Source organism: Helicobacter sp. MIT 01-3238 (assembly GCF_003364135.1).
In the GTDB taxonomy this organism is placed as follows: domain Bacteria; phylum Campylobacterota; class Campylobacteria; order Campylobacterales; family Helicobacteraceae; genus Helicobacter_B.
The window spans coordinates 1-24537 of the sequence record NZ_NXLN01000009.1; the positions used below are offsets into that span (position 1 = coordinate 1).

Consider the following 24537-nt stretch of genomic DNA (forward strand, 5'->3'; position numbering starts at 1 on the left):
AGCTTCCCACCGCTTCAAAGTGCCTGTGTGGAGGAAAAGTTTTTGTGCGATAATCTCTAGGGAATGCTCTAAGCGCAGTTCGTTATAGACGGCGGTAGCGTTGATTTTGCTAGCTTTTGTGGCTAGATTTTTTTGAGTAGATTCTATCACTTCTATGCCTTATTTTTTGTTTTTTTGCAAAACAAATTTTGCTTGCAAAATTTCATTGATTTATTTTGATTTTGAAGTAATTTTACATTTTTTTACACAAATTGATACTTTCTTTTTTTATACTTCTCTATTAGATTTTGAACTTGGATTTTAGCCAAAACTCGACTGCCAAATTTTTGGCTTACCTTGCAGAAATTTGCAAAAAATATTTAAGGAGTGCAAATGCCACACAAAGACACTACCAAAAAGCTCGCTCAAAAGCCCACCATAGAGCAAGCGTGTGATTTTTTGGCGCATTACTCAAGCGCGCTTCTTAGCAATGGCGCATACACTTCGCGTATCATCAAATGCACCGAGCGAATCGCTAGGGCGTGGGGCTATGAGGTGCATTTGACTGTGTTTTTAAAATACATTACCATAAATATCACCGACACCCAAAACTATGACAAAAGGCGCACTCAAGTCATAAAAAACGCCCCCTTAAGCCTAAATCTCGCCCTTATCTCAAACCTAAGCGCACTAAGCTGGCAAATCCACGATGAAAAGCTCACCCTCCCCCAAGCACAGCAGTCTTATGACTACAATATCGCCCAAAAGCGATTATCCCCGATTTTGGGCGTGTTTGTCATAAGTGTAGGCAACGCAGCGTTTTGTCGGCTTTTTGGTGGGGATTTAGGTGCGCTGCTTTGCATATTTGCAGGGACTTTTGTGGGGATTTGGACGCGCATTTTTTGCCACAAAATCAAGCTAGATTCTCGAGCGCAATATTTGCTATGCTCTTTTATCGTGTCTTTTGTCGCCTATATCGGCGTGTGGCTAGGTATCACAGCCACTCCTGATATAGCAATCGCAGGGAGTATCCTCTATCTTATCCCGGGAGCACTTATCATCAACGCCTTTGTGGATATTATCCACGAAAACACGCTAATGGGCGTTTCGCGCACCATAAATATGGCAGTAGTGATGATTTGCCTTGCCGCAGGCGTGTTTATCACACTTGGGATTGCTAAAATCAATATTTTATAAGGAGTTTTAGGTGGCGTTTTTAAGAGATTTTAAGCGAGCGGATTTTATGTGTTTTTTAAGCAAAACACACGCAAAAAGCGCAAAAAATGTTTAAGGAGTAAAAATGTTTGATTTTAATTTGCATAGCGACATAGCGAGCTTTTGGGCACAGCACGAGAGTATTTTGGCGATTTTACACACAGAGATTTTGCAAGGCTCATTTATGCAATCAATCATCGGGCATTTTATCTGCGCGTTTTTGGCGGGTTTTGGCTTTACTTATGGGCTAAACCCACCGCTTAAGACACTCGTGTGGAGCGGGATTTTTGCCTCTATCGGGCATATCTCGCGCTCCTCACTTATGGAGAGTGGGGCTCTTAGCTTTTCGGGGGCTAGCTTTGTGGCGAGCCTTTTTATCGGGCTGCTTGGCACATTTGTGGCAAAGCGTCTAAAAGCCCCTATCGAAGTGGTGATTTTCCCCGCACTTTTACCTATGTTTCCGGGCAAATACGGCTACCAAAGTATCATCTCGCTCCTTGATTTTATCGAGCATAGAGATGATGCCACGCGCTTAGAGTATCTGCTAAGTTTTTTTGATAATTTTATGATTATGTTTTCTGTCTCGCTCTCGCTCGTGGCGGGCGTGCTAGTGGTGCTCTCAATCTTTTATGAACAAAGCTTTATGATGACACGCGGAATCAAGCGATTAAAGATTAGGGAGCATTAAGTGGGAGTTTTTTAAAATTTAAAAGGCAACTTGCTACTTAAAATGCAAAATTACCACAAAATCCAAAAGCAAATGAAAGGCACTTAAAGGGGTTGGTGTTGTGAAGCGCAATATCATTACAACAAAATTATGTTACAATACAAATTTAATTCTAAATTAAAGGATAACTATGGCAACGACATTACTACAAGTGCGCATTGACGCGCAGACCAAAAAAGAAGCAGACGCACTTTTTAGCGAGCTTGGGCTAGATACCAGCACGGCGATTCGCGTGTTTATCAAACAAGCCCTTAAAAAACGCGCGATTCCTTTTAGCATAAAGGCAAAGAGCGAAGAACGGACTGAAGAAGAGGCATTTTATAGCCCTGAAAATGTGGCACAGCTAAAGCAAGGCTACAAAGAGCTAAAAGCAGGGCGTGGCATTGAAAGAGAACTAATCAATGCGTAAAGTCTTTTGGGATAATGCTTGGGAGCAGTATTTATATTGGCAGAGCGTTGATAAAAAGATTTTAGACAAAATCAACACGCTTATAAAAGATATTGAGCGAAATGGTGCGCTAAAAGGACTTGGTAAGCCTGAAGCGTTAAAGGGTGATTTAAGCGGACTATATTCACGGCGCATAAATGACAAACACCGCCTTGTGTATTTCACTGACAAGGAGCATATTTTTATCGTGGCGCGCAAAACGCACTATAAAGATAAATAAACTTGCTATTTTTGCCACTTTAAACGCAATAGCTTTACAAAAAGCATAAAAATGATAAAGCCTTATTTCTCGCATTAGTTGGTTTTGCTGGGGTGTAATTTTAAATTTTAAAATCCCAAAATCCCCGAAGTGCTATGAAGTGCTATTTTTGTCAAAATTTATTCAGGTTTGATAAAATATCGCTTGTTATTCTGTTTTTGCATTTATTGTCAAGCGCGGAAGCTAAAGAAGCTAAATGAAGCTAAATACAAAAGCCCAACAAAAGCGCAAGAAAGAAGTGAAATAAGCGTGGGGCGCAAAACGAGCAATAAAGAAAACACGATAAAACACAACCCCACAAAAAGGAGTAAAGCGATGAAAAAGAATAAAGACACGGGACTACGAGATTTACGAGATATTGTGCTTATCATAGTGGCTATATTGCTGATTGCTACGATGATTCACTACGACAAGGACAGGGGCTTGCACTTAGGGCTACCTATCATTATCGAGCATAGCCCTTGTGAATGTAGCACAGACACAAGCGAAGCGAGCGCAAATGCAAGCACGACAACCCCAAGCACGACAAACGCAACAAACGCAACAACCCCCAAGCGATAAGGACTTAAAAGAATGCTAGCATTTCGCGCGACCAAGCTAGAGGAGATAAACTCTATCTACGCACAAGAGGGCTTAGAGAAAAACGAGCTAAATGCCTTTGCCAAAGTCTTTGGCGAGTATCACACAAACGCCCAAGCTAAGCTCGCTCAAATCAGCGCAAGCACCACCAAATACAGCGAGCGCAATATCGCAGGCAACGAGCTAGCGCGCTTTTTTGACGCGCTAGGATTTCAAACCCAAATCGACCAAGAAAGTGGCGCACAAAGCGTAAATAGCGCGATTGACTTAGCCCTTTTGCAAAACGGTAGTGTAAAAGTCATTATCGAGGCAAAACTTCCAGAATCCATAACCAAAAGCAAGCAAATGTTTTCAGCCCAAAATCCCAACTGCAAGGCACTGCACGAGGCGATTTTATACTACTTGCGCGAAGTGGTGGATAAGCAAAATTTCAGCGTAGAAACTATCATCATCACGGATTTTACGCGCTTTTTTATCTTTGGCTACAAGGAGTTTGAGCGGCTCTTTGCCAAAAACGCCAAAATCAAAGACATTTTTGCCAAATACAAAAACGACACGAGCAATTTTTATGCAAAAGCACAGGGCATTTTGGATTTGCTTAATGATGAGATTTGTGGTGTGTGCGTGGATTTATCAAGCCTAGCGGGGCTTACCAAAGCAACCCCCGCGCAAAGCGCAAAAAACCAAAATCCAAGCCACCTACAAAACCCCGAGCAAAGCCAAAATCTCGCTACAAGCACCACGCAAGCCCTCACTCCAAAGGGCAAAAAATCCCTAGAAACCCTTTGCAAAATCTTTCACAAAGACTTCCTCTTTGGCGAGTTTAAGCAGAGCAATCCTTTAAGCCCGCGATTTTATAACGAGCTGTTATACATTTTGGGCTTAAGCGAGTATAAGCGCAGTGGCAAAATCCTAATTTTGCCTAGCAAAGAAAGCCTTGAGGGCGCAAATACCCTCTATCATCTCATCATTACCCAACTACAAGCCACCCACCCAAGCGAAGTTCAGAATCTAGACTTTGTAATGCAATACATTATCCTGTGGCTAAACCGCATACTTTTTTTAAAGCTCATCGAGGCAAACCTCATTCGCTTCAACGATGACAAAGCCCTAGCATTCCTAAACAAATCCAAGCTAAAGGACTATCAAGCACTCTCCCACCTGTTCTTTGAGATTTTGGCAAAGGAGCATAGCAAGCGACCAAAGGACTCTCCCCTAGCCTACCTCCCCCACCTAAATTCCAGCCTGTTTGAGCGACAGCCCTGCGAGGAGGTGCTAGAGATTTCTATGCTTGATAATAGCGCGGAGTTTTCCTACTATGCCACCACGCAAGTGCGCAAAGAGGGCAAAAGGCAAGCAGGCAAAGTAAATCTGCTAAGCTATATTTTTGAGTTTTTAGACGCGTTTGACTTTGGCAGTGGCGAAAGTGAAACAAGAAATAACGACATAAGCGGTTATGAGGGCGAAGATTCTAGAATTATCGAGCAAAAAGAGCTTATCAAAACAAATGTCTTAGGGCTAGTGTTTGAAAAGCTAAATGGCTACAAAGAGGGGAGCTTTTACACACCAAACTTCATCACTAGCTATATGTGTCGCATTAGCCTAGAGCAAGTGGTTTTGGAGCGATTTAACGAAGCAAATCCCAAGTGGAATGCCACAAGCCTAGCACAGCTAGCCGAGCTTATCCGCGATGAGAGAGAGCGCAAAGATGAGTTCAAAGCGATTTTGCGCGGGGTGCGTATCTGCGACCCAAGCGTAGGCAGCGGGCACTTCCTTGTCTCCGCACTATGTGAAATGATACGCATCTACCACTCCTTGCGCCTAAGCGATGAACTCAACGAATACGAACTCAAAATCGATGATGATGAAATCATAATCTATGTGGCAAAAGACAAAGTCTTTGACTACAAAAAGCCAACCAAGCCAAACGAAAACAGCCAAGCGGTGCAAAAGTGCCTTTTTACCCTCAAAAAATCCATAATCCAAAACAACCTCTTTGGCGTGGATATAAATCCCAATTCCGTAGAAATCTGCAAGCTGCGCCTTTGGATTGAGCTACTAAAAAATAGCTACTATCTCACGCAGGAAAGCGAGGGCTTTGATGAGAGTCTGCGTGATAGCTACCACCAAATGCAAACCCTGCCAAATATCGATATAAACATAAAATGTGGCAACTCTCTCATCTCATATCTAGCCATAAATGAACCACTACCCATAAAAATAACCGAAAAAATCAAAACATACCAAGAGCTAGAAAAAGATTATTTCCACGCTATGTATGAGGATAGACAAGCCCATATAAACAAAATCCAAAACATTAAGCAAGAATTGACAAATAGCTATTTTAAAACCAAATTTCATAACAAAATAGAATCCCTAATTAAAGAGTGCGATATTTATGCTAAAAATTTTGGGAATTTTGGCAAAGAATCTTTAAGCGAGCATTATAAATTTTTGAAAGAAAATATCCATATATCTAGTATGCTTGCGCCAAGCGAAGATGATATAAACAAAGCAAGAGCCAAAAAAGATTTAGAAAATCTCAAAAAATCCCACGATGAGATTTTCAGCTTGCAAGGCACTTTTGAGTGGCGTATAGAGTTTTCAAAACTCCTTAATGCAGGACTAAGCACAGAACAAATAGCTAAGAATAATCAAAGTAAAATCAAGGGCGACACGCAAAACATTATAAAAAATAAAAAAGGCGATTTTATGGGGTTTGATTTAATCATCGGCAATCCCCCATATATTTCCCAAGAGGAAATCAAAGATTTGAAACCAAATCTAAAAAAAGCATTTAACATTTACTCAAGCACAAGCGACATTTACACTTACTTCTATGAGCAAGGCTATAATTTGCTTAAAAATAATGGCACTCTTAGCCTAATCACTTCCAATAAGTTCTGTCGTTCTGGTTATGGAGAAAATCTGCGGGCATTTTTACTAAATTCTACGACTATTTTAGATTTTGTGGATTTAAATGGAGTGAAAGTCTTTGATAAAGCTACGGTTGATACTTGCATTATAAATCTACTAAAATCCAAACCGCCAAAATCACATTTAATAAACTATGCAAATCCAAAAAGTAAAGATTTATCAAATCTAACATATAAGCACATTTCACAATCTATACTTACCCCCGAAATATATTTATTTTTAGATTCTACTGCTCTAGCCCTAAAGGCAAAAATTGAAGCAAGTGGCACTCCTTTAGAAGAATGGGTTGAAGTAAATTCTGGAATCAAGACAGGTTACAATGAGGCTTTTATCATTGACACAAAAACAAAAGATAAAATACTAGCAGATTGCAAAACAGAATCTGAGCGCAAACACACAAAACAAATTATCAAAAAAATGTTAAAAGGCGAACATATCAAAAGGTATGGCTATGAATGGGCTAATCTTTGGCTTATAAATACACATAATGGATATTCGTTGCCTAATGGCGATAAAATTCCTCCCATCGACATAAAACAATACCCTGCCTTGAAAAAACATTTTGATAAAAAAGCAAGACTAAATGTAGGAAAGGGGAAAGGTTTTTTAGATAGAGATGATAAAGGTATAACACCATACAATCTAAGGAATTGTGCGTATGTAGAGGATTTTAATAAGCCTAAAATAATGCTTAATAAAGCCTCACAGATAAATGCGTTTTACTTAGACAATGAGGGCGAATATTATGGCGATGTTACAACTTATATCCTTAAAGCTGACAAATTTTTATATTACCTGCTTGGCGTTTTAAATTCCAAAATGTTTTATCTTGCCTACAATGCTTTCTATGTGGGCGGTGGTATTGAGGGGGAACTTACCTTATTTACTTTGAAAAAATTTCCTATACCCAAGCCAAATGCCAAAAACAAGAAAATCGCTGATGAGATAACCGCTTTGGTAACTAAGATTCTAGAATGCAAAAAACAAGGCAAAGACACAAGCCCAAGCACCCAGCTTTGTCATACTGAGCGTAGCGAAGTATCTCAAAAACAAAAGAGAGATTTTTCGCTCGCTTCGCTCCCTCAAAATGACAAAATAATAAGCGACCTAGAATCCAAAATCGATGACTTAGTCTATCAGCTCTATGAGCTAACCCAAGATGAAATCAAAACCATACAATCCACCTAGCACCCCACTATTGACAACGCACTAAAAACGCGCTATAATTTGCGCGTATTCACGGCGGTGCTTTACCGCCACCTTTTTTGGACTCAACTAAACTTTCAATCACTTCAATCAAAAAATCCCACCAACTCGCTATCAAAAGCCTCTATCATATCATCTAAGAATACTTCCATTTTGTTTGGCTCTATCCCCACTACGATTTTTGTTTTGCCAAAAGTTAGACAAGTAGAAAGCCTATAAGTCCCATTCGCATTGCGTTTGAAAAGATTTTCAAAGTGAAAGGCGCGGTTTCTCATCGTGCGAAATAACGCGTAAGCCACGATGACCTTTTGATAATTGCGCATTTTGTCTTTTTTATTAAACTTTGAGTATTTTTTGAAGTCTATATGCGCTAGATTCACAAGGGCATTGTGGATTTTGCACTCATTGATTTTATCGCCCCAAAAGCCTAGCGTTTGCTTAGATATAAACTCATCATCGCCTATTTGCAAAATCTGTGCGACTTTATTGCGCGTGATGATTTCCAAAAGCCCGATTTTGGCACACAATCTTTGTATAAGCAAAAAATTTTCTTTGTGTTGCTCGGTGGATTCATAGCTTTGCAATCGTTTTTGCGAAAAGAGCGCGATTTGTTTATCTTTATCCATAGTGTTTGGTATTGTCCTTTTTAGGTTTTAGATTTTAAAAACGCGGATTATACGATAAAAAGCTAAATTGTAGGCTTAAAAAGCAATGTGCCAAATCGCAAAACCTTTTGCCAAACCCACACGACAAAGATATTTCACTCCGCTCAACATAACAAAAACTCCCACCAAACAAACCTCCAATCGTAGAATAAAATTATGCTACAATACGCGAAATTTAATGGCAAGATAACTACACAAATCACGCAAAAATATACAAATATAAGGATTTTTTTGCAGACACAAAAACTTATCAAACTTTTTTCACAAGCAAGGCTAAATGGTTATACTAGCCCACAAGAACACGAGGAAAATCTCGCTCTAATTGGCACAATATCACGCAAAATAGGTATTTTAGAAATCATATTGCGCAATAGCATTGATGAGATTATGCAAGCACAAAATCCAAAATGGCTACAATCTCTGCCACAAGATTTTGAGCTAAAAAAGGATAAAAACGAGCAAAATCCAACGCGCGATAAAATCATTTCTATGCAAAGTTTGGGTTTTTGGGTGCAAGTGGTAGAGCACTATAAAATCCACAATCAAGTATTTGGAAAGGATTTTTTGGATAATTTAGATTTGAAAAAATATTGTGCGAAAAATCCGCACCATTTTTACAGCACAAGCATAATGCGTCATCACAAAGTAAGTGCGATTATCCAACTTTTTAGACTTATTAGAAACCGCGCCTTTCACTTTGAAAATCTTTTCAAAATTACGCAAAATGGTTATCCTAGACTGAATGTAAAAATACAAAACAAACACAAAGAAAAGGCATACATAGCCATAAAACCAAGTAAAATCACGGTGTTTCTTGATGATTTAATCACAAATTTTGATAAAGATTTGATAACTTACGCACGCTATAACGAGAATATAAAAAACTAAGAAGCTAAACAGAAGTGAATAGAAGTGGGGACAAGTGCCCCCTAGAAAACAAGCGGATTATAACACAAAAAACACTTGATAAAAAGAAAAATTCCATATTTTTGTTAAAAATATTCAATACTTTTGTAAAAAATCCATATTTTTGCTCACATAGCGAGTTATTCTAGCTACTAAACAAACGCTTTTTTAAAATTTAAATTCTAGAAACCCAAAAAAATCAATACCAAAAACCACCCTACAAAACCCACCGCCAATACAGCATTGCAAAGGCAATCAGCAGCACGATACCCACCCCGCTTAGCACGATACCGAAGCGAAACATATCCCAGATTTTTATCCCGCCCTTGCTAAAAACAATCGCATTTGGTGGCGTAGAGATAGGAAACATAAAGCTAAAGCCCACACAAATCGTGGCGATAAGCATCACAAGGCTTTGCATTTGCGCGTCCAAAAATCCTTTGGTGCTCGCAAAAATGATAGAAAGCAAAATCGCAATAAGTGCCGTAGAGCTAATAAACATACTTAGCACCAGCACGAGCAAGCACAAAAGCAGGATAAACACGAGGATTGGCAGGCTTGAGAGATAGCTAAAAATCGGTGCAAATGCGCTACCTAAGTGCATTTCAGAAATCGCCATAGCCACGCAAAACCCCGCACCAAACAAAAAGTTAATCTCATAGGGAATCTGCTTAGAATCTTCCCACTGCAAAAACCCAACCTTTGGCACAAACATAAGCAAGCCAAAAAAAAGTAGTACGACATTTTCATTTAGCCCTAGCCCATCATAAAAAGGCTTTATAGGGGAATTTAGCAGTAGCAAAATAAGCAAAAACGCAAGCATAACAAGCAATCGCTTATGCGCGAAACTCACCCCGATTTCTTTAAACACCTCGATTTGAAGCGTCTCATTTGGCAAGCCAAAAGAGAGGACTTTCACCATTGCATAAAGCATACAAATCGTAAGCGGGAGCATCATCATAATCCAAGTCATAAAGCCAATCCCCTCAAAGCCCACAGTCTCCAAAAACCCGATAAATATAAGGTTTGGCGGTGTGCCAATAGGCGTGGTAATCCCGCTAATGCTCGCCCCAAACGCCACACTAAGCAAAAATCGCGTCTTTAGCACGGCATCTTTTGAGACAGACAACGCCACAGGGATAAGCAGCAGGGCGACTGTGGAGTTTGAGAGCGCACTACCAAGCGCGACACTTGCCACGCCAAGCGCAGTGATTACGCCTTTTGGCGTGGGTGGGAAGTGGCTTAAAAACGCTTTTGCGATTATGCGATGAAGCCCGATTTTTTCCACCGCAGTGGCTAGCATAAACCCGCCCAAAAACAAAAAAATGATAGGATTTGCGTAATTGCTCGTAGCGGATTTTACATCAAGGATTCCAAAAGCGGGGAAAAGCACGATAGGCAGGAGCGAGACAATGCCAAGCGGCAGGGCTTGGTTTGTCCAAAGAATGATAAGCAAGCAAAGAATCCCCATAAACGCGCCCACCTGCGCACTCGCATCAAAATAATAAATGCTAATAAGCGCACTTATAATCGCGCAAAGCAGGGCAAAAATAAGCCCAAGCGAGATAGCAAACGCACCTTTGAGGGCGAACTTCGCGCTATGCTCCAAATGCGTGTGTCTTTTTGAACGCCACCTAAAGTGCATACTACTCCTTTCTTAAGAGCGAGATTTTACAAATTTTGTGAGAATTCCACAAATTGCCAAAAGGATTGCGGAGCCTGCCATTACCGCGCTTGTGCATATAAAAATATCTCCAAGCCCTGTGAGTGGCGAGACAATCCCACCAAAAGCAAAAAGTGAAAATCCAAGAACCGCAGAGGCGTTGCCCGCGTTTTTGCGCTCCATTTCCATTGCTAGTGCGGTGGCTGAAGGCAAAATCATACCTAGAAAAATAAGCGTAAGCACGACACTTGATTCTAAAATCCACATATTGCCGTGCCAAAGCACGATTGCGCTTGTGGTAAGTCCTAGCACAAAAAACCCCATAATGCCGACTTTTAGTGCCTTGCGCTCGCTTTTAAATAATGGCGTAACACTCGCACCAATGGTAATCCCTAACGCCGCAGCACCAAAGCAAAATCCATATTGCAATTCGCTTAGCCCAAAATGCCCCTCAAAAATAAAAGAACTCGAGGAAATAAAACTAAACATAAACCCCATAGCAACGGCATTTATCGCCGTATAAAGCATAAAAGCGCGGTTTTTTGCTATGGATAAAAATGAGAAACTCTCATAGATTTTGCCCTTTAGGCGGTTTTGTGGTGGTAGGCTTTCGCGGAAGAAAAACACAGCGATTAAAAGTGCCAAACCAATGCCAAATAACGCCACAAAAATCCCGCGCCAATCGGTAAATTCAAGCATTATCCCACCAAGCACAGGAGCGCAAATAGGCGCAAGCCCGTGTATCGCACCAAGCATTGCATAAAACTTCGCTAACTCCTCCCCAGCAAACAAATCCGCCACCACAGAGCGCGAAATCACCACACCACCGCTTGCGGCAATGCCTTGTAACAAACGAAACCCGACAAATGAGCCAATATCCCAGCTAAAAATACACGCAACCGTGCTTAGCACAAACAAAACGAGCGAGATGACAAGCACGCGTTTGCGCCCATACATATCACTTAGCGGACCCATAACAAGCTGCCCTAGCCCTAGTCCCAAAAGCGAACAAGTGATAGAGAGCTGGACATAGGTTTTGCTGGAGTGGAAAAGTTCTTGAATCTTTGGCAAAGCGGGCAGGTAAAAATCCGTAATAAAAGGACCAAAGGCACTTAAACACGCAAGCACGATGAGCAAATAGGCTTTAGAATTGCGCGTAAATGTGGCTTGGCTAGAATCTGCATTTATGTTTGGGGGTGTGTTTGGCATTGTGTTTCCTTTATTACTTTAGTTATCTTTTTTTGTGGTTTTTTGAATCGTTTGAAGTTTTTGTATTTTTTTATCTCTAAAATTTTTACCAAAATAAAAGCTCATAAAGTGGAATTATACCAATTTTTTGGATTCTTGCCAAAATCTAGCAAAATCTCTACTATCAACTATATGTAGCACTTGTAGTGCTGTGGTGCTAAAAAAATATAAAATCTAGCATTTTTAACCAAAATGTAAGGCTTAAGCGATATAATTATGCGAGATTTTATACAAACAATAAATTCGCACAAATTACATTTTTGAAACAAAAATAGTGAAAATGAGATAAAAAAGGAAATAAGTGGAAACACAGCAAATTAGTTTTAATGATTTGGGGCTAAAAAAATCAGTCCTAAAAGGCGTAGAAGCTGCGGGATTTGGCACGCCTAGCCCTATCCAATCCCAAGCCATACCAGCCGTGCTAAAAGGAGGCGATGTCATCGCCCAAGCCCAGACAGGCACGGGCAAAACCGCAGCCTTTGTCCTCCCCATCTTGCACAACCTAAAAAATAACGGCGAAATCGAAGCACTAATCATTACTCCAACTCGTGAGCTTGCTATACAAATCAGCGATGAAGCATTTAAGCTAGGTAGATTTTGTCGCACTCGCACGATATGTGTCTATGGAGGGCAAAATATCAAGCATCAAATTAGCTTTTTAGATAAAAAACCACAAATAATGATAGCCACACCCGGACGCCTCCTAGACCACTTACAAAACAACCGCTTACGCAACTTCACCCCTAGAATCATCGTCCTTGATGAAAGCGATGAAATGCTTGATATGGGGTTTTTGGATTCTATTGAGGAGATTTTTTCATACTTGCCCGAAGAAATCCAAGTGTTGCTTTTTTCTGCGACTATGCCAAAGCCTATCCAAGAGCTAGCTGACAAACTCCTAATCAACCCCACCAAAATCAAAATCGCACCCGCAGAAGTAACAAACCACGACATTACCCAAAAATACTATGTCATCAACGAAAACGAGCGCAATGAAGCCATAATACGATTGCTCGATACACAAAACCCCACTTCATCAATCATCTTTACTCGCACCAAAAAAGAAGCAGACAATCTAAATGAGTTTTTGCACGCGCAAGGCTATGATTCTGTCGCGTTGCACGGGGATTTAGACCAGAGGGCAAGACGAGAAGCGATAAACGCATTTAAGGGGCGAAATACCGATAAGAAGCGCGTGCCCATCCTTGTAGCCACTGATGTAGCAAGTCGTGGGCTAGATATTAGCAATGTAAGCCACGTGTTTAATTACCACATTCCGCTAAACCCAGAAAGCTATATCCACCGCATAGGACGCACAGGTAGAGCAGGCAAAAAGGGCGTAGCTATCACGCTAGTAAGCCCACTAGAATATAGAGAATTGCAGAGAATCCAAGATGATGTCGGCTCAAAGCTAGAGCTATTTGAGGTGCCTATCGACCCAGCACAGGGGCTAAACAAACTCTTAGAAACAAAGATTTCAGATGAGGCTATCGAAGCGTATTCTCGCATAGGCAAAGAAATCGAGCTAAGTCAGCTATGCTTAAAGCTACTTACGCATTATCTAAGCAAAACCACGCCAGAAATGCCAAAACTCCCTCAAATGACAGAATCTAAAGATTCCAAGCAAAAAAAAGATTCTGCTAGCAAATCTCGCCACAAACCAAGCCACACCAAAAATCGCCACAAAACAAACCATAGAAATCCTAGTGAGCGCACTAGCTCAAATAGACACCCTAAACACAAATAACTTTGCACGACAAAATCAACAAACCCTGCAAAAAGGAGCAAAAATGGCACTAAAAGAGTCTAGCTACATTTGGAAAAATGGCAATCTTGTGGCGTGGAAAGACGCCACCACACATATCCTAAGCCACACTATTCATTATGGAAATGCCGTATTTGAGGGCACAAGGGCATATATGACGCCAAAAGGACTAGCGATTTTTCGGCTTGATGAGCACTGCAAAAGGTTGCTAAATTCTGCAAAAATCGTGCGCATACATTGTCCATACAGCCTAGAGGAGCTCAAGCAAGCCCATATCGACTTGCTAAAGGCAAACAAGGCTGATTACAAAGGCAATGTCTATATTCGCCCATTTATTTTCTTGGGCTATGGCGTTATGGGTGTGTATCACGCAAATGCACCTGTGGAAACAGCAATCGCTGCGTGGGAGTGGGGCGCATATCTTGGCGAAGAGGGCATAAACAATGGAATCAAGGTCAAAATGAGCTCTTTTGCGCGTAATTCTGTCAAAAGCTTGATGGGCAAGGCAAAAGCCGCAGCAAACTACCTAAACTCCCAAATGGCAAAATACGAAGCGATTGCTTGTGGGTGCGAGGAGGCATTGCTACTTGATGAAAACGGGTTTGTAAGCGAGGGAAGTGGGGAGTGCTTTTTCATCGTGCGCGATGGCAAGCTCATCACCCCTCCGCACGACTATACTCTAGAATCCATAACCCAAGCCACCACCATAGAAATAGCGCGTGATTTGGGCTTAGAAGTCATTGAGCGAAATATCACGCGTGATGAAGTCTATATCGCTGATGAGGCGTTTTTCACAGGCACGGCTGCGGAGATTACGCCTATACGCGAGGTGGATTTCTATCCCATAGGCTCGGGCAAGGCAGGTAAGATTACAAAATCCCTCCAAGCCGAGTTTAACAAAATCATCAATGGTGAGAATCCAAAATACGCGCACTATCTCACTTTTATTGACTAAAGCAAAGCTACTACAAAAGTAGCAGAAGCGAAAATTTTAAAACACAACTACAAAACAAAATCTAAAAACCTAAGGAGAATCAATGCCGATTGACTTAAACGAACACCTAAAACGCAAAAATGCCAACAACGGCTCAAATCAAAATAACGAAAATCCACAAAATCGTGGAAATGGCTCAAACAACGACAGAAATAACCAAGACAACGATAAAAACAAGTCGCCTTTCCCACCAAATTTTAATCCCAATTTCAACCTCCCTCCAAATCTGCTAAGCTCTCGTTTTGTAACTTACGCAATAGTGGGAGTAATCGCTGTGTTGCTGTTTGTAATGGCGCGTCCATTTGTAGTGGTAAATTCTGGCGAAACAGGCATCAAAGTAACGATGGGTGCATACGACTATGACCATCCTATGAAGCCGGGATTACACTTTTTTGTCCCTATTTTTCAAGATGTCATCATCATCGACACAAAAGTTCGCACGCTAAATTTCTCTAGCACAGAAGATATGGGCAATGTCGGCAAAAATCAAAGCATTTTACGAAATGGCGCAATCAATGTAATGGACACTAGCGGTATGACAATCTCTATTGAGCTAACCGTGCAATATCGACTAGATGAAGCCAAAGTGCCTTTCACTATCGCAAACTACGGAACTGCGTGGGAGCAAAAACTTATAAACCCCGTTATCCGCGACATCGTGCGAAGTGCGGTGGGAAAATACCCCACAGAAGAGCTACCCACCAAGCGTGATGAAGTAGCAAGCCTTATTTACAATGGCTTCAAAAACAGCATAGATTCTGTGCCAAATCAACCTGTGAAGCTAGAATCTATCCAACTGCGTGAAATCGTCCTACCCGAAGAAGTCAAATCGCGAATCGAGGGTGTAGAGCTAGCAAAAAGGGATGCCCAAAAAGCAAAAGAGGAAGCAAACGCCCTGCGTGAGAGGGCAAAAGGTAAAGCCGACTCACTAGAAATCGAAGCAAAAGGGCAATCCCAAGCAAACCGCCTTGTAAATGATAGCCTTTCCCAACGGCTTTTGGAACTGCGACAAATCGAAATGCAAGGCAAGTTTAATGAAGCGTTGAAAGAAAATAAAGATGCTCAAATCTTTTTGACACCCGGTGGTGCAGTCCCAAATATCTGGGTAGATAGCAAAAGCAAGCAGCAAAACACGGTCATTAGCAAGTAAATCTACATTCTTGTGGCTACATTCTTGCTACCTGCGCAGTGGTTAGTTTTATAAGTTTTTTGCAAAATCAATTTTTGCACAAATCTTTGCCGAAAAAAGCACATTTCTAGCAAAAAGTGTAAAATTGACAAAATCAATAAAGGCGAATCAAAGGCAAGCAAAGGAAAACAAGGGAAAAACAATGCCACAAAACACCAAAATCCAAAAGATTCTCTCGCTTTTTTCGTGGGATAGCTCGCCACTTATCCCCGCAATCGCCCAAGATAGCGACACCAAAGAAATCCTAATGCTTGCGTTTATGGATAAAGAAGCCCTAAATCTCACCCTACAAAGTGGGCAAATGCACTACTTCTCTCGCTCCAAAAATCGCATTTGGCGCAAAGGTGAGCAAAGCGGACACATACAAATCGTGCAAAAAGTCCTTATTGATTGCGACAATGACGCACTTGTGTTTCTAATCAAACAAAAAGGTGCTGCTTGCCACACGGGGCAAAAAAGCTGCTTTTTTAGAGAGATAGATTTCATATCCACAAATCAAGCAAAACCACCAAAATCAAAACTAAGCTATGGCATAATCGATGACTTATACCACACACTTTTGGAGCGCAAGAGTGCTGACCCAAGCACTTCTTATACTGCCTCTCTCTATGCCAAAGGTGTCGACACAATCGCAAAGAAAATCATCGAAGAAGCTAGCGAAGTAGCCCTCGCCCTAAAAGACTTCCAATCAGCAAATCCCAAAAAAGATTGCCAAACAAGCACCAAAGAAGCAGAAAAATCCAAAAAAGATTCTACCGATAAAAGCCTACAAGCCCACCTTGTCTATGAATGCGCTGATTTGCTATACCATAGCCTTGTCGCTCTAGCAAAGCACAATATCCACCCCGAGCAGGTAAAATCCGAGCTAGCAAGGCGATTTGGAATCGGTGGCTTGGCAGAAAAAGCAAGTCGAAGTGCTAAATCTAGCGTAAAATCTAAAAAATCTAGCACACAAAAAATAGCAAAATCAAAAACACCCAAAGCAAAAAGTCAAGCAAAATCTCACAAAAAACCACAAAAAGCAACCAAAAAAAGCAAAATAAAGGGTAAATAATGTATCCCCCACTATCTTTTACACCACTAAAGGCCATGCTTCTAGCCTCGCTTGATAATATCACATTTGCCGAAATCGGCGTGTTTATGCTCTTTTTCCTAGTTTTTGTTTTTTGCTTTTTTTTATCACTTATTTTTTGGGGATTTAGACGCATTCTTTTTGTGTTTTTTCTTATTGAAACAGGGATTTTGCTTAGCATTCCTTATGGAATTTCTGCCGTATCCCAAAAGATAATCTACCCCATAGAAGTGCGATATGACAAATTTCGCCCATTTGTGTATACTACGGGGTTTAACTACGACATAGAAATCACAAGCAAAGCAAAGCTACCGCTAAAGAAATGTTTTCTTACGATTATCCCAAAGCGTGAGGGGGCAAATATCCTGCCAAAGCCTAAAAATATCGCTCTACTAGATTCTACTCAAGTAAATTCTAGCCAAATAGAATCTACTCAAATGGATTCCACTCAAGCAGATTCCCTCCAAGCGGATTCTAACCAAATGGATTCTAATGATGAAAAGCCTAGCCAAGACAATGAGCAATCTAATCAAGCCAACGAACAATCTAGCCAAGCACAAAATCAAAATTTTGCTAATGAGCAAAAAGAATCTAACGATTCTAGTGAGGCAAAATCTTCGCAAGAACCACAAGAAAAACCAACGACAGAATCGCAAGAAGAATCAAATGCAGAGCAAAAGCAAGATGTAAAACCAAACCCCGCCAAACCCACAGAGCAAAACACGCAAAAACCACCCAAACAGCCCAAGCCACCCTCACAATACGCACTAAAAGCCTACAAAATCCTTGACTACATAATCCCACTTGATGCGTTTGTGGAAGTGCTAGAGCTAGAGTCCCCTCTAAAATACAACAAAAAAGTGCGCTGGCAAGGAATAATAAGGGATTATAAATACGATGAAAACTTCGGTGCACAAGTCAGTTGCCATTAGCTAAAAACTTTTATCGTGCGATTTTTTACACAACATTTTGCAAAGCCCTTAAGAATGACAAAAAAGTAATAAACAAAATAGAAAGAAGTTAGAAAGTCAATTAAACTTTAAGCACGATTCTAAAAAACACTTACCATAAAGCAAAGAAGCCATATAAAAGAAAGAGGCAAGGTTCACAGATAGAAGTAAATTTTCACAGAAGTAGAAAAAGCTAAACCCACTCCACCAAACTCCCTCACGCTAAAGATAAGGCTTCAAAGCGAAACAAAAGCCCTAGCCCTCATTAAAAATCATCAAAAACAAACCCCCCCTCCAAAAACTTACCTAAAAATAAAGCCCAAGCGTAACTGCGACTTGGTGTTGCCAGCCACCGCGCACACTGCCGATGACTTTTGGATTTTGAGAGGATACATCTAGTCCCACACTTAGTGGCAACACAGGAATATCAAAATTGATTCCATAGTTTATCGCTGCAGTGTCCTCATAGCCGATTTTATCAAAGCGAGAGTAGCTACCACCGATATAAGGGATAAATCTCCACACTCTATATCCTAGCAAACCACCCACTTGCAAATTGCCAAAGCCATTTGCTTTGTTTTTGTCAAATACATAGTTATACTTCACCATTGGCGCGATTGTCAAGCTACCGCCTAGCCACACGCGAGCATATCCACCTAGCAAAAACGCATTATTTAGCGCACTACCTTCGTGGACATTAGCTCCCGCAGACACGCCTATATCGGGGTTGATTTTGAAGCTACCTATGCCTAGTGCGCTAGCACTATTTGTAAGCATACCCGCTAGCAATGTAGAGCAAGCGAGATATTTTCCAAATCGTTTTGCGCTTTCGCTTATGCTTTGTTTCTTGCATATTGCCATTTCGTTTTTTGTAGATTGTTGTTTCATTTTGTCTCCTTTTGGGATAAATTTAGCCCGCACTATACCAAGCAAAATTTAATACAAAAATAACGACTTCAAAATCGATACATTGCTTGATTTGCAAAGCTAAATCTTATCCACCACAACGGCAATTTGCCATTTATCTTTACAAAAACTACAAGCAAAACTTATAGCCTATCCCCCACACAGATTGTAAAAACTTCGGCTCTTTTGCATTGTCATTTAGCTTTATGCGGAGGTTGCGGATATGCGTGTCTACATTGCGCAGTGAGCTATCATCGTGTATGGTAGAAATCGTATTTGCGATAGATTCTCGGCTTATGGGGTGTAGGCGGTTTTCGATAAGAAGTGCAAGTATGTCAAACTCCGTATTTGTCAAATCAAGAAGCTCACCATCTAGATGAACTTCGCGCTTTTGAGTATCTATGCGCAAAGGACCAAAGGCACTTTCTTTTGGCTTTAGCCTACGAAGCAGGGCGTTTATACGAGCGATAAGCTCCACAGGCTCATAGGGCTTTGCTAGATAATCATCAGCTCCTTTGTCAAAGCCTTGTATTTTGTTGTAAATATCGCCACGAGCCGAAGAGATAATGATAGGGATTTTGCTCTCTTGTCGCACCTTTTTGCACAGCTCCAAGCCATCCATTTGTGGCAATCCCAAATCAAGTATCACTAGCTCGATGCCATTGCGAGATTCTTTGATGATTTCTAGCCCCTCTAGTGGAGAAGCAGTAGCTATCACTTCAAAATTTGCTTGTTCTAAATAAGTCTTAATAAGTCCTTGTATTTCTAAATCATCTTCGATAAGCAGGATTTTGCTCATTTGATTGCTCCTTGATAGTCAAAATTATTTCGCACTTGAGCCCGACCTCAAGCGACCTCGTAATTATAATAAATGTTCGTTAAAAATTCTATTTTTTAGATAAAAAATAGTGAATCTATCAAGCAAAATCTACTTCCTAGCTCAAATCCTGCCCTAAGCAGAAACCCTAAAACTCATACCTCACCCAAATAAAGCTATGGCTTCTATCATCAGTGCGTTTGGGAGTGGATTTTGTATCCCCGCTGCTAGCACCAGCTACGCTATTTATGCTACCACTACCATTTGAGCCTACGCGATAGCCTGCTTTGGTAGTATCTCTTAGCCACTCTAGTTTCACGCCCACGCTAAGCCCACCACCAAGTGCATAAGAGAGAGAGCCTGCGATAGAAGCCTCCTCACTTCTCTTAGAATCACTATACCGAGAAATAAAATTCCAGCTAAATTTATTATCAAAGTGCTTCCCACCCACAAACACAAATGGCGTAATCGCATCTTTGCCAATCATATCGCTGATATTTCGCCCCAAGTCATAAGCCGTAGTAGTCCACAAATCCAAACTCAAAGGATTGCCAATAGTCCCTATGTAAGCGTTTGCATTGCCAAAGTTTTTATACAGCCCAAGCCCGAAGTTGTATTGATTTATATCAAATCGCTGCTTGATATATAGCGTCTGTGCTTCCTTGCCTACCAAGTCGCCATAGCGATAGTTTCCAACCACGCGCGATTCGTGCAATGGATTCATAAAATGCACGGTAGTTTGAGAGCGAAACCCCTTGCCATCAAAATCTCTTTTGGTATCATATCTAGCCTCAATGATTGGGGCGATATAAGTGCCTTTTGAGAAATACACCGCTGGGATAATATCAAGTCCCAAAAAGCTATATGTCGCTTTGAATGCGTGGATTCCGTTGTGGATAAATTTGCCGACATTATTGCCATTTGCATCTGTGTTGTAATATCCGCGTGGGGCATAAAAATCCACTAGCCACTGCCCATACGCAAACGCTCTGCCATAGGAGCTAAACCACCATAATTTGAGATTGCTTAAGTTTAGCCCCACCTCAAAGCCCTGTGTGTAGCCACTCATATATTCCGCGCTTGACTCATATCGCCCACCTTTTAGGTAAAATCCACTTTTTGCGCCTAGCTTTAGCTCATAGTCCAAGTATGCGTTATTTACCACATAGTAATGTCGCTTACTGACATTTCCACCTGTATCAAAACCCCGCCACATTCCTATATACTCGTCCATTACGCTTCCTGTGCCACCGGGGTATGATTCACTACTAGAGTCATACACAAGCGCACCCGCAGTTACGCTAAGCCCTGCTTTTAGTGTTTGGATTTGAGATTTTAGCTCACTTTTTAGTCCAAAGCTACCCACCATAGCACTAAAGCTATCAGTTGGGTATTTTCCTAGATTAGCATCTATGCTTTGGTTGTTAAACCCGATTTTGCTAAAGCTCTCCACCCAGCCTGTGTAGATAAGGCTAAAGTTTTCTCTCTCTACGATAGAAGTGGGCTTTTTGGCTGGCTTTGTGTCCGTGTCCTTACTAGAATCTTTACTAAAGCTAGATTTTTGACTAGAATCGCTAGAGGACAAATCTAGGCTAGAATCCGTGCCAAAATCTTTACTAGAATCTAGGCTAGATTCTGCATTATCGCCTGTGTAGGCATTTGCTTCACTAGATTGCGCACCTGATTGCAGACTAGATTGAGGATTTGATTGTACATTTGAAAGTGGCTCTCCAAACGCAAAGCAAGCCAAAAAAAGACTTCCAAAAACTACGCTATTTTTGTATTTGCTTAGGCTTATTTGCTCTATTTTTTCCCTTGCTTTTTTGCTTGAGATTATCTTGCGCTCTTGCATTTCTTAGCTCCTTTGGTTTTTCTTTTAAAAGTAGTGTGATATATTATTGTATTTTTTGTTAAGATTCACAAATTTTTGCGCTTTTAAGTTGATTTTGGCTACAATCCGCTATCAAAAATCCACCAACTACTTATCAAATCCACACCAAAAGAGAATGTAGATGAAAACTCTTGCTAACTCCACTTTTAGCTCCACTAGCGATTGTGCTTGCGACTCTGCTAAAAAACCAGCGCAAAATCTCGCAAGCTACAAGCAAGCAATGGCTGACTTTGAAGCGTTTTTGCAAACGCAAAATCCTAGCAGCATTTTTGACACAAAAGAGCGCAAAAAGCACTCTGTCTCGCAAAACTCCACCACTCAAAATTCTAACCACAAAGATTCTAGCTCAAAAAATTCCACTTTACCAAATTCTACCTCGCAAGATTCCACCTCCCATCACTCCACTTTGCAAGATTCTAGCCCTAGCTTTTTGCCACCTGATTTTCACCCGCACTTTTTGCTAGCCTTTTGGGAAATGCTACTAAATGGTGGCAAGCGATTTCGTCCAAATCTATTGCTAGCCGTAGTCGATGGGCTAAACCCTATGCTAAATAAAAACGCCTTTTTGCCCGCACTCGCCCTAGAGTGCCTGCATACTTATTCGCTTATCCACGATGATTTGCCAAGTATGGATAACGCACCTTTGCGCAGGGGACACCCCACGCTTCACACTTCTTATGATGAGACTACGGCGATTTTGGTAGGAGATGGGCTAAACACATATACATTTTATCTGCTTAGCGAGTGTGTCCTACCACCTAGCGTAGCTATATCCCTTGTGCGTGAGCTAGCTATGAGTGGCGGGCTAGAGGGAATGATAATCGGGCAAGCACTTGACTGCCACTATGAAAAACAAAAACTAAGCCTAGAAAAACTCCAAACAATCCATATCCACAAAACCGCAAAACTCATCGCCGCAAGCCTAAAAATGGGCGCGATAATCGCCAATGCACCAAGCGAACTAATCGCCAAACTAGAATCTTATGGGCTAGAGCTAGGGCTGTTTTTTCAAGTGAGAGATGACATCATAGATGCAGTGCAAGATAGCACCCAAGCGGGCAAAACCACGCAAAATGATAGTGCCAAAAATAGCTATGTAAATCTGCTAGGCTTAAGTGGCGCAAGGCAAAAGCTAAATGAACTAAAAGATAAGCTAGAATCTAGCCTAGATTCTTTTCCCAAAGGCATACAAAAAAACCTTAGATTTTTGCTAGCAGAGTTTTTTAAAGAAATCAAATAGGCTATTTGCAAAATCACTTCATAAATTTCTTACTTTCTTTTAAGGAGGCACAATGCCAAAAAACGCTTCAGACAAAACGCGCACAAAAAATATTTTGCTTACCAATGATGATGGGTTTGACTCACTAGGACTTCTTGCGCTAAAGCAAGCCCTAAGCCCACTAGGACGAGTAATAGTAGTCGCCCCAGCGCGTGAAAAATCAGCCTGCGGACACGGACTAACTATCACAAAGCCGCTCACGCTACACGAGGTAGAATCTGATTTTTACAAACTAGATGACGGCGCACCATCAGATTGTGTATATCTCGCGCTAAACACACTCTATGATAATCCGCCAGATTTAGTCGTATCAGGCATAAATATCGGGTGTAATATGGGCGAAGATGTAACCTACTCTGGAACCGTCGCAGGTGCTATGGAAGCGTGTATTTTTGGGATTCCAAGTGTGGCGATTTCACAACTTGTAGACAAGGAGGGTGATGATAGGGATTGTGATTTCTCACTTGCCAAAGTCGCTGCCTACCAAATCGCAAAGGATATTTTGGAGGGAAATGAAGCCTTGTGCTTATCCAAGCGCAAGCTACTAAATGTCAATATCCCAAAGACAAAGCAATCCAAAGGCTACAAAATCACCGAGCTAGGATACCGCCTCTATGGCAATGACACTCGCAAGGCAACAAATCCGCGCGGAAAGGAGTATTTTTGGCTAGGCACACACCCTATCAAGTGGAAAAAACGCAGTGAAAATCTATGCGACTTTGAAGCAGTGATGAGTGGATATGTCTCTATCACACCTTTGAGTGTGGATATGACAAGCTATGAGGATATAGCCCTACTTCAAAGATGGGAGCAGTCAAAATAAAGTGCAGATAAAAATCTAGCCAATTTTTTTTAAGTAAATATTTTTCAAGTAAAATTCCAAGCAAAAAATAAGACAGGATTTTCTAATCACAAAGCCAAAATAACAAAAAAACATAAATATGATTTTATGGTTTTGGCTACATAGCTTCTTAGTGGTTTGCCTACTCTACGCGTGTGTCGATATTGTCTAAGTCTTTGAAATCTATGGCTTGACTTGGAGTAGAAAAGTATGGGTCGCCCTTAAACCCACAGCCACCAAAAGCCAAAATCACACCCAAAAGCATACCCAAAAGTGCGCCCGCACGCACAATGCCAAACAATCTACAAAGGCTAATTCTATGGATTCTATAAAAAATGCCAAACATATCATCTCCTCAATACTATCAAATCCAGCTTATGCAAAGCTAGGCAAAACTTTCCACACACAAAAAAGCCTAGAGCGACTAAAAGCCGCGCTACCCCTTTCTATGCAGCAAAATCTAGTGCGCATAAGCTACCACCCTCACAAGATTTTATTTGCCTTTAGCCACCCCAGCTTTGCAAATGAATTTAATCGCTACAAAATCAAAGATATTATATCGTGTTTGAAGTGCTACAAAGATGAATTTAGTGAGATTTTGCCCATAGAAACACTCCAAGTGCGAGGATATGTCCCAAAGCAATATTTAGCCAAAGATACTCAAAGTGATTTTGATATATCAAGTGTATTAGCACAAGAGATTTGCTACAAAGAGCACTCAAAAGGGGAATTTATAAACTACGCTAGCGATAAGGGTTTGCACGAGTGCTTTGAGCAAATCCGCACCCTCATCATAAAGCTAAACAATAGCGATAAAAATGCGTGATAGATTTTTAATATTGTCATAACGCTTAAGATGACAATATTTTTTATCATTGCGAGAAAATGAGCGTGGCGAATTTTCGTAGCAATCTATTGTATACACTAATGTTGCTTCATTTTGGATTGCTACGCTCACTTCGTTCGCTCGCAATGACAATGTTTGCTCTTTTTGCCACGAC

At 40.9% G+C, this 24537-nt stretch carries 22 protein-coding genes; 15 read left to right on the forward strand and 7 right to left on the reverse strand.

Going from position 1 to position 24537, the window contains the following annotated elements:
• Positions 1-372: 372 nt before the first annotated feature.
• The 6 genes from CQA40_RS04245 (at position 373) to CQA40_RS04270 (ending at position 7332) form a co-directional block, all read left to right on the forward strand.
• Complete coding sequence (locus CQA40_RS04245; RefSeq protein WP_115519697.1) at positions 373-1176, forward strand: threonine/serine exporter ThrE family protein; 804 nt, start codon at positions 373-375, stop codon at positions 1174-1176.
• A gap of 103 nt (positions 1177-1279) precedes the next feature.
• Positions 1280-1882, forward strand: coding sequence for a threonine/serine exporter family protein (locus tag CQA40_RS04250; protein ID WP_115519698.1), 603 nt, complete (start codon positions 1280-1282; stop codon positions 1880-1882).
• 169 nt (positions 1883-2051) lie between these two features.
• The gene (locus CQA40_RS04255) at positions 2052-2330 is read left to right on the forward strand and encodes a type II toxin-antitoxin system RelB/DinJ family antitoxin (protein WP_115519699.1); all 279 of its coding nucleotides are present in this window, start codon (positions 2052-2054) and stop codon (positions 2328-2330) included.
• On the forward strand, positions 2323-2589 hold the full coding sequence (locus tag CQA40_RS04260; protein WP_115519700.1) for a Txe/YoeB family addiction module toxin: 267 nt from the start codon (positions 2323-2325) through the stop codon (positions 2587-2589). Before CQA40_RS04255 ends, CQA40_RS04260 begins: the two co-directional genes overlap by 8 nt.
• 354 nt (positions 2590-2943) lie before the next feature.
• Positions 2944-3189, forward strand: coding sequence for a hypothetical protein (locus CQA40_RS10855; protein ID WP_147290157.1), 246 nt, complete (start codon positions 2944-2946; stop codon positions 3187-3189).
• Positions 3190-3201: 12 nt separating this feature from the next.
• Positions 3202-7332, forward strand: a complete 4131-nt coding sequence (locus tag CQA40_RS04270) for an Eco57I restriction-modification methylase domain-containing protein (RefSeq protein ID WP_115519702.1) — start codon at positions 3202-3204, stop codon at positions 7330-7332.
• A 104-nt stretch (positions 7333-7436) separates the two neighbouring features.
• Here the strand turns inward: CQA40_RS04270 and CQA40_RS04275 are convergent, their stop codons facing one another.
• On the reverse strand, positions 7437-7976 hold the full coding sequence (locus tag CQA40_RS04275) for an ATPase (protein WP_115519703.1): 540 nt from the start codon (positions 7974-7976) through the stop codon (positions 7437-7439).
• Between the two features lie 270 nt (positions 7977-8246).
• On the opposite strand from CQA40_RS04275, the gene CQA40_RS04280 reads away from it, so the two are divergent.
• Complete coding sequence (locus CQA40_RS04280; RefSeq protein ID WP_258864456.1) at positions 8247-8903, forward strand: hypothetical protein; 657 nt, start codon at positions 8247-8249, stop codon at positions 8901-8903.
• A 235-nt stretch (positions 8904-9138) separates the two neighbouring features.
• Here CQA40_RS04280 and CQA40_RS04285 read toward each other — a convergent pair whose 3' ends face one another.
• On the reverse strand, positions 9139-10566 hold the full coding sequence (locus tag CQA40_RS04285) for an SLC13 family permease (protein ID WP_115519704.1): 1428 nt from the start codon (positions 10564-10566) through the stop codon (positions 9139-9141).
• 12 nt (positions 10567-10578) lie between these two features.
• Entirely contained in the window at positions 10579-11793 is a 1215-nt protein-coding gene (locus tag CQA40_RS04290; protein ID WP_115519705.1) for a Bcr/CflA family efflux MFS transporter, read from the reverse strand.
• A 340-nt stretch (positions 11794-12133) separates the two neighbouring features.
• On the opposite strand from CQA40_RS04290, the gene CQA40_RS04295 reads away from it, so the two are divergent.
• From CQA40_RS04295 to CQA40_RS04315, 5 genes are all read left to right on the forward strand, one after another.
• The gene (locus CQA40_RS04295; RefSeq protein WP_115519706.1) at positions 12134-13579 is read left to right on the forward strand and encodes a DEAD/DEAH box helicase; all 1446 of its coding nucleotides are present in this window, start codon (positions 12134-12136) and stop codon (positions 13577-13579) included.
• A gap of 43 nt (positions 13580-13622) precedes the next feature.
• A complete protein-coding gene (locus CQA40_RS04300) occupies positions 13623-14552 on the forward strand; it encodes a branched-chain amino acid transaminase (protein WP_115519759.1) in 930 nt (309 codons plus the stop codon).
• A gap of 82 nt (positions 14553-14634) precedes the next feature.
• Positions 14635-15741, forward strand: coding sequence for a prohibitin family protein (locus CQA40_RS04305; RefSeq protein WP_115519707.1), 1107 nt, complete (start codon positions 14635-14637; stop codon positions 15739-15741).
• Positions 15742-15922: 181 nt separating this feature from the next.
• Positions 15923-16834, forward strand: a complete 912-nt coding sequence (gene hisIE / locus CQA40_RS04310; protein ID WP_115519760.1) for a bifunctional phosphoribosyl-AMP cyclohydrolase/phosphoribosyl-ATP diphosphatase HisIE — start codon at positions 15923-15925, stop codon at positions 16832-16834.
• A 35-nt stretch (positions 16835-16869) separates the two neighbouring features.
• Positions 16870-17784 carry a DUF2393 family protein gene (locus CQA40_RS04315; protein WP_181882830.1) on the forward strand — a complete coding sequence of 305 codons (915 nt, stop codon included), beginning with the start codon at positions 16870-16872 and terminating at the stop codon, positions 17782-17784.
• Between the two features lie 324 nt (positions 17785-18108).
• On the opposite strand, the gene CQA40_RS04320 is transcribed toward CQA40_RS04315, so the two are convergent.
• The 3 genes from CQA40_RS04320 to CQA40_RS04330 form a co-directional block, all read right to left on the reverse strand.
• Positions 18109-18690, reverse strand: coding sequence for a hypothetical protein (locus CQA40_RS04320; protein ID WP_115519709.1), 582 nt, complete (start codon positions 18688-18690; stop codon positions 18109-18111).
• A 148-nt stretch (positions 18691-18838) separates the two neighbouring features.
• The gene (locus CQA40_RS04325) at positions 18839-19507 is read right to left on the reverse strand and encodes a response regulator transcription factor (protein ID WP_115519710.1); all 669 of its coding nucleotides are present in this window, start codon (positions 19505-19507) and stop codon (positions 18839-18841) included.
• Positions 19508-19673: 166 nt separating this feature from the next.
• Entirely contained in the window at positions 19674-21377 is a 1704-nt protein-coding gene (locus CQA40_RS04330; protein WP_115519711.1) for an outer membrane family protein, read from the reverse strand.
• A 160-nt stretch (positions 21378-21537) separates the two neighbouring features.
• Between CQA40_RS04330 and CQA40_RS04335 the strand changes: the two genes are divergently transcribed.
• Positions 21538-22656, forward strand: coding sequence for a polyprenyl synthetase family protein (locus CQA40_RS04335; RefSeq protein WP_309544448.1), 1119 nt, complete (start codon positions 21538-21540; stop codon positions 22654-22656).
• Positions 22657-22708: 52 nt separating this feature from the next.
• Positions 22709-23518, forward strand: coding sequence for a 5'/3'-nucleotidase SurE (gene surE / locus CQA40_RS04340; RefSeq protein WP_115519712.1), 810 nt, complete (start codon positions 22709-22711; stop codon positions 23516-23518).
• Between the two features lie 160 nt (positions 23519-23678).
• Here the strand turns inward: surE and CQA40_RS10860 are convergent, their stop codons facing one another.
• Entirely contained in the window at positions 23679-23882 is a 204-nt protein-coding gene (locus CQA40_RS10860) for a lipoprotein (RefSeq protein WP_147290158.1), read from the reverse strand.
• Between CQA40_RS10860 and CQA40_RS04345 the strand changes: the two genes are divergently transcribed.
• Positions 23856-24362 carry a hypothetical protein gene (locus CQA40_RS04345; RefSeq protein ID WP_115519713.1) on the forward strand — a complete coding sequence of 169 codons (507 nt, stop codon included), beginning with the start codon at positions 23856-23858 and terminating at the stop codon, positions 24360-24362. The genes CQA40_RS10860 and CQA40_RS04345 overlap by 27 nt on opposite strands.
• Positions 24363-24537: the final 175 nt, after the last annotated feature.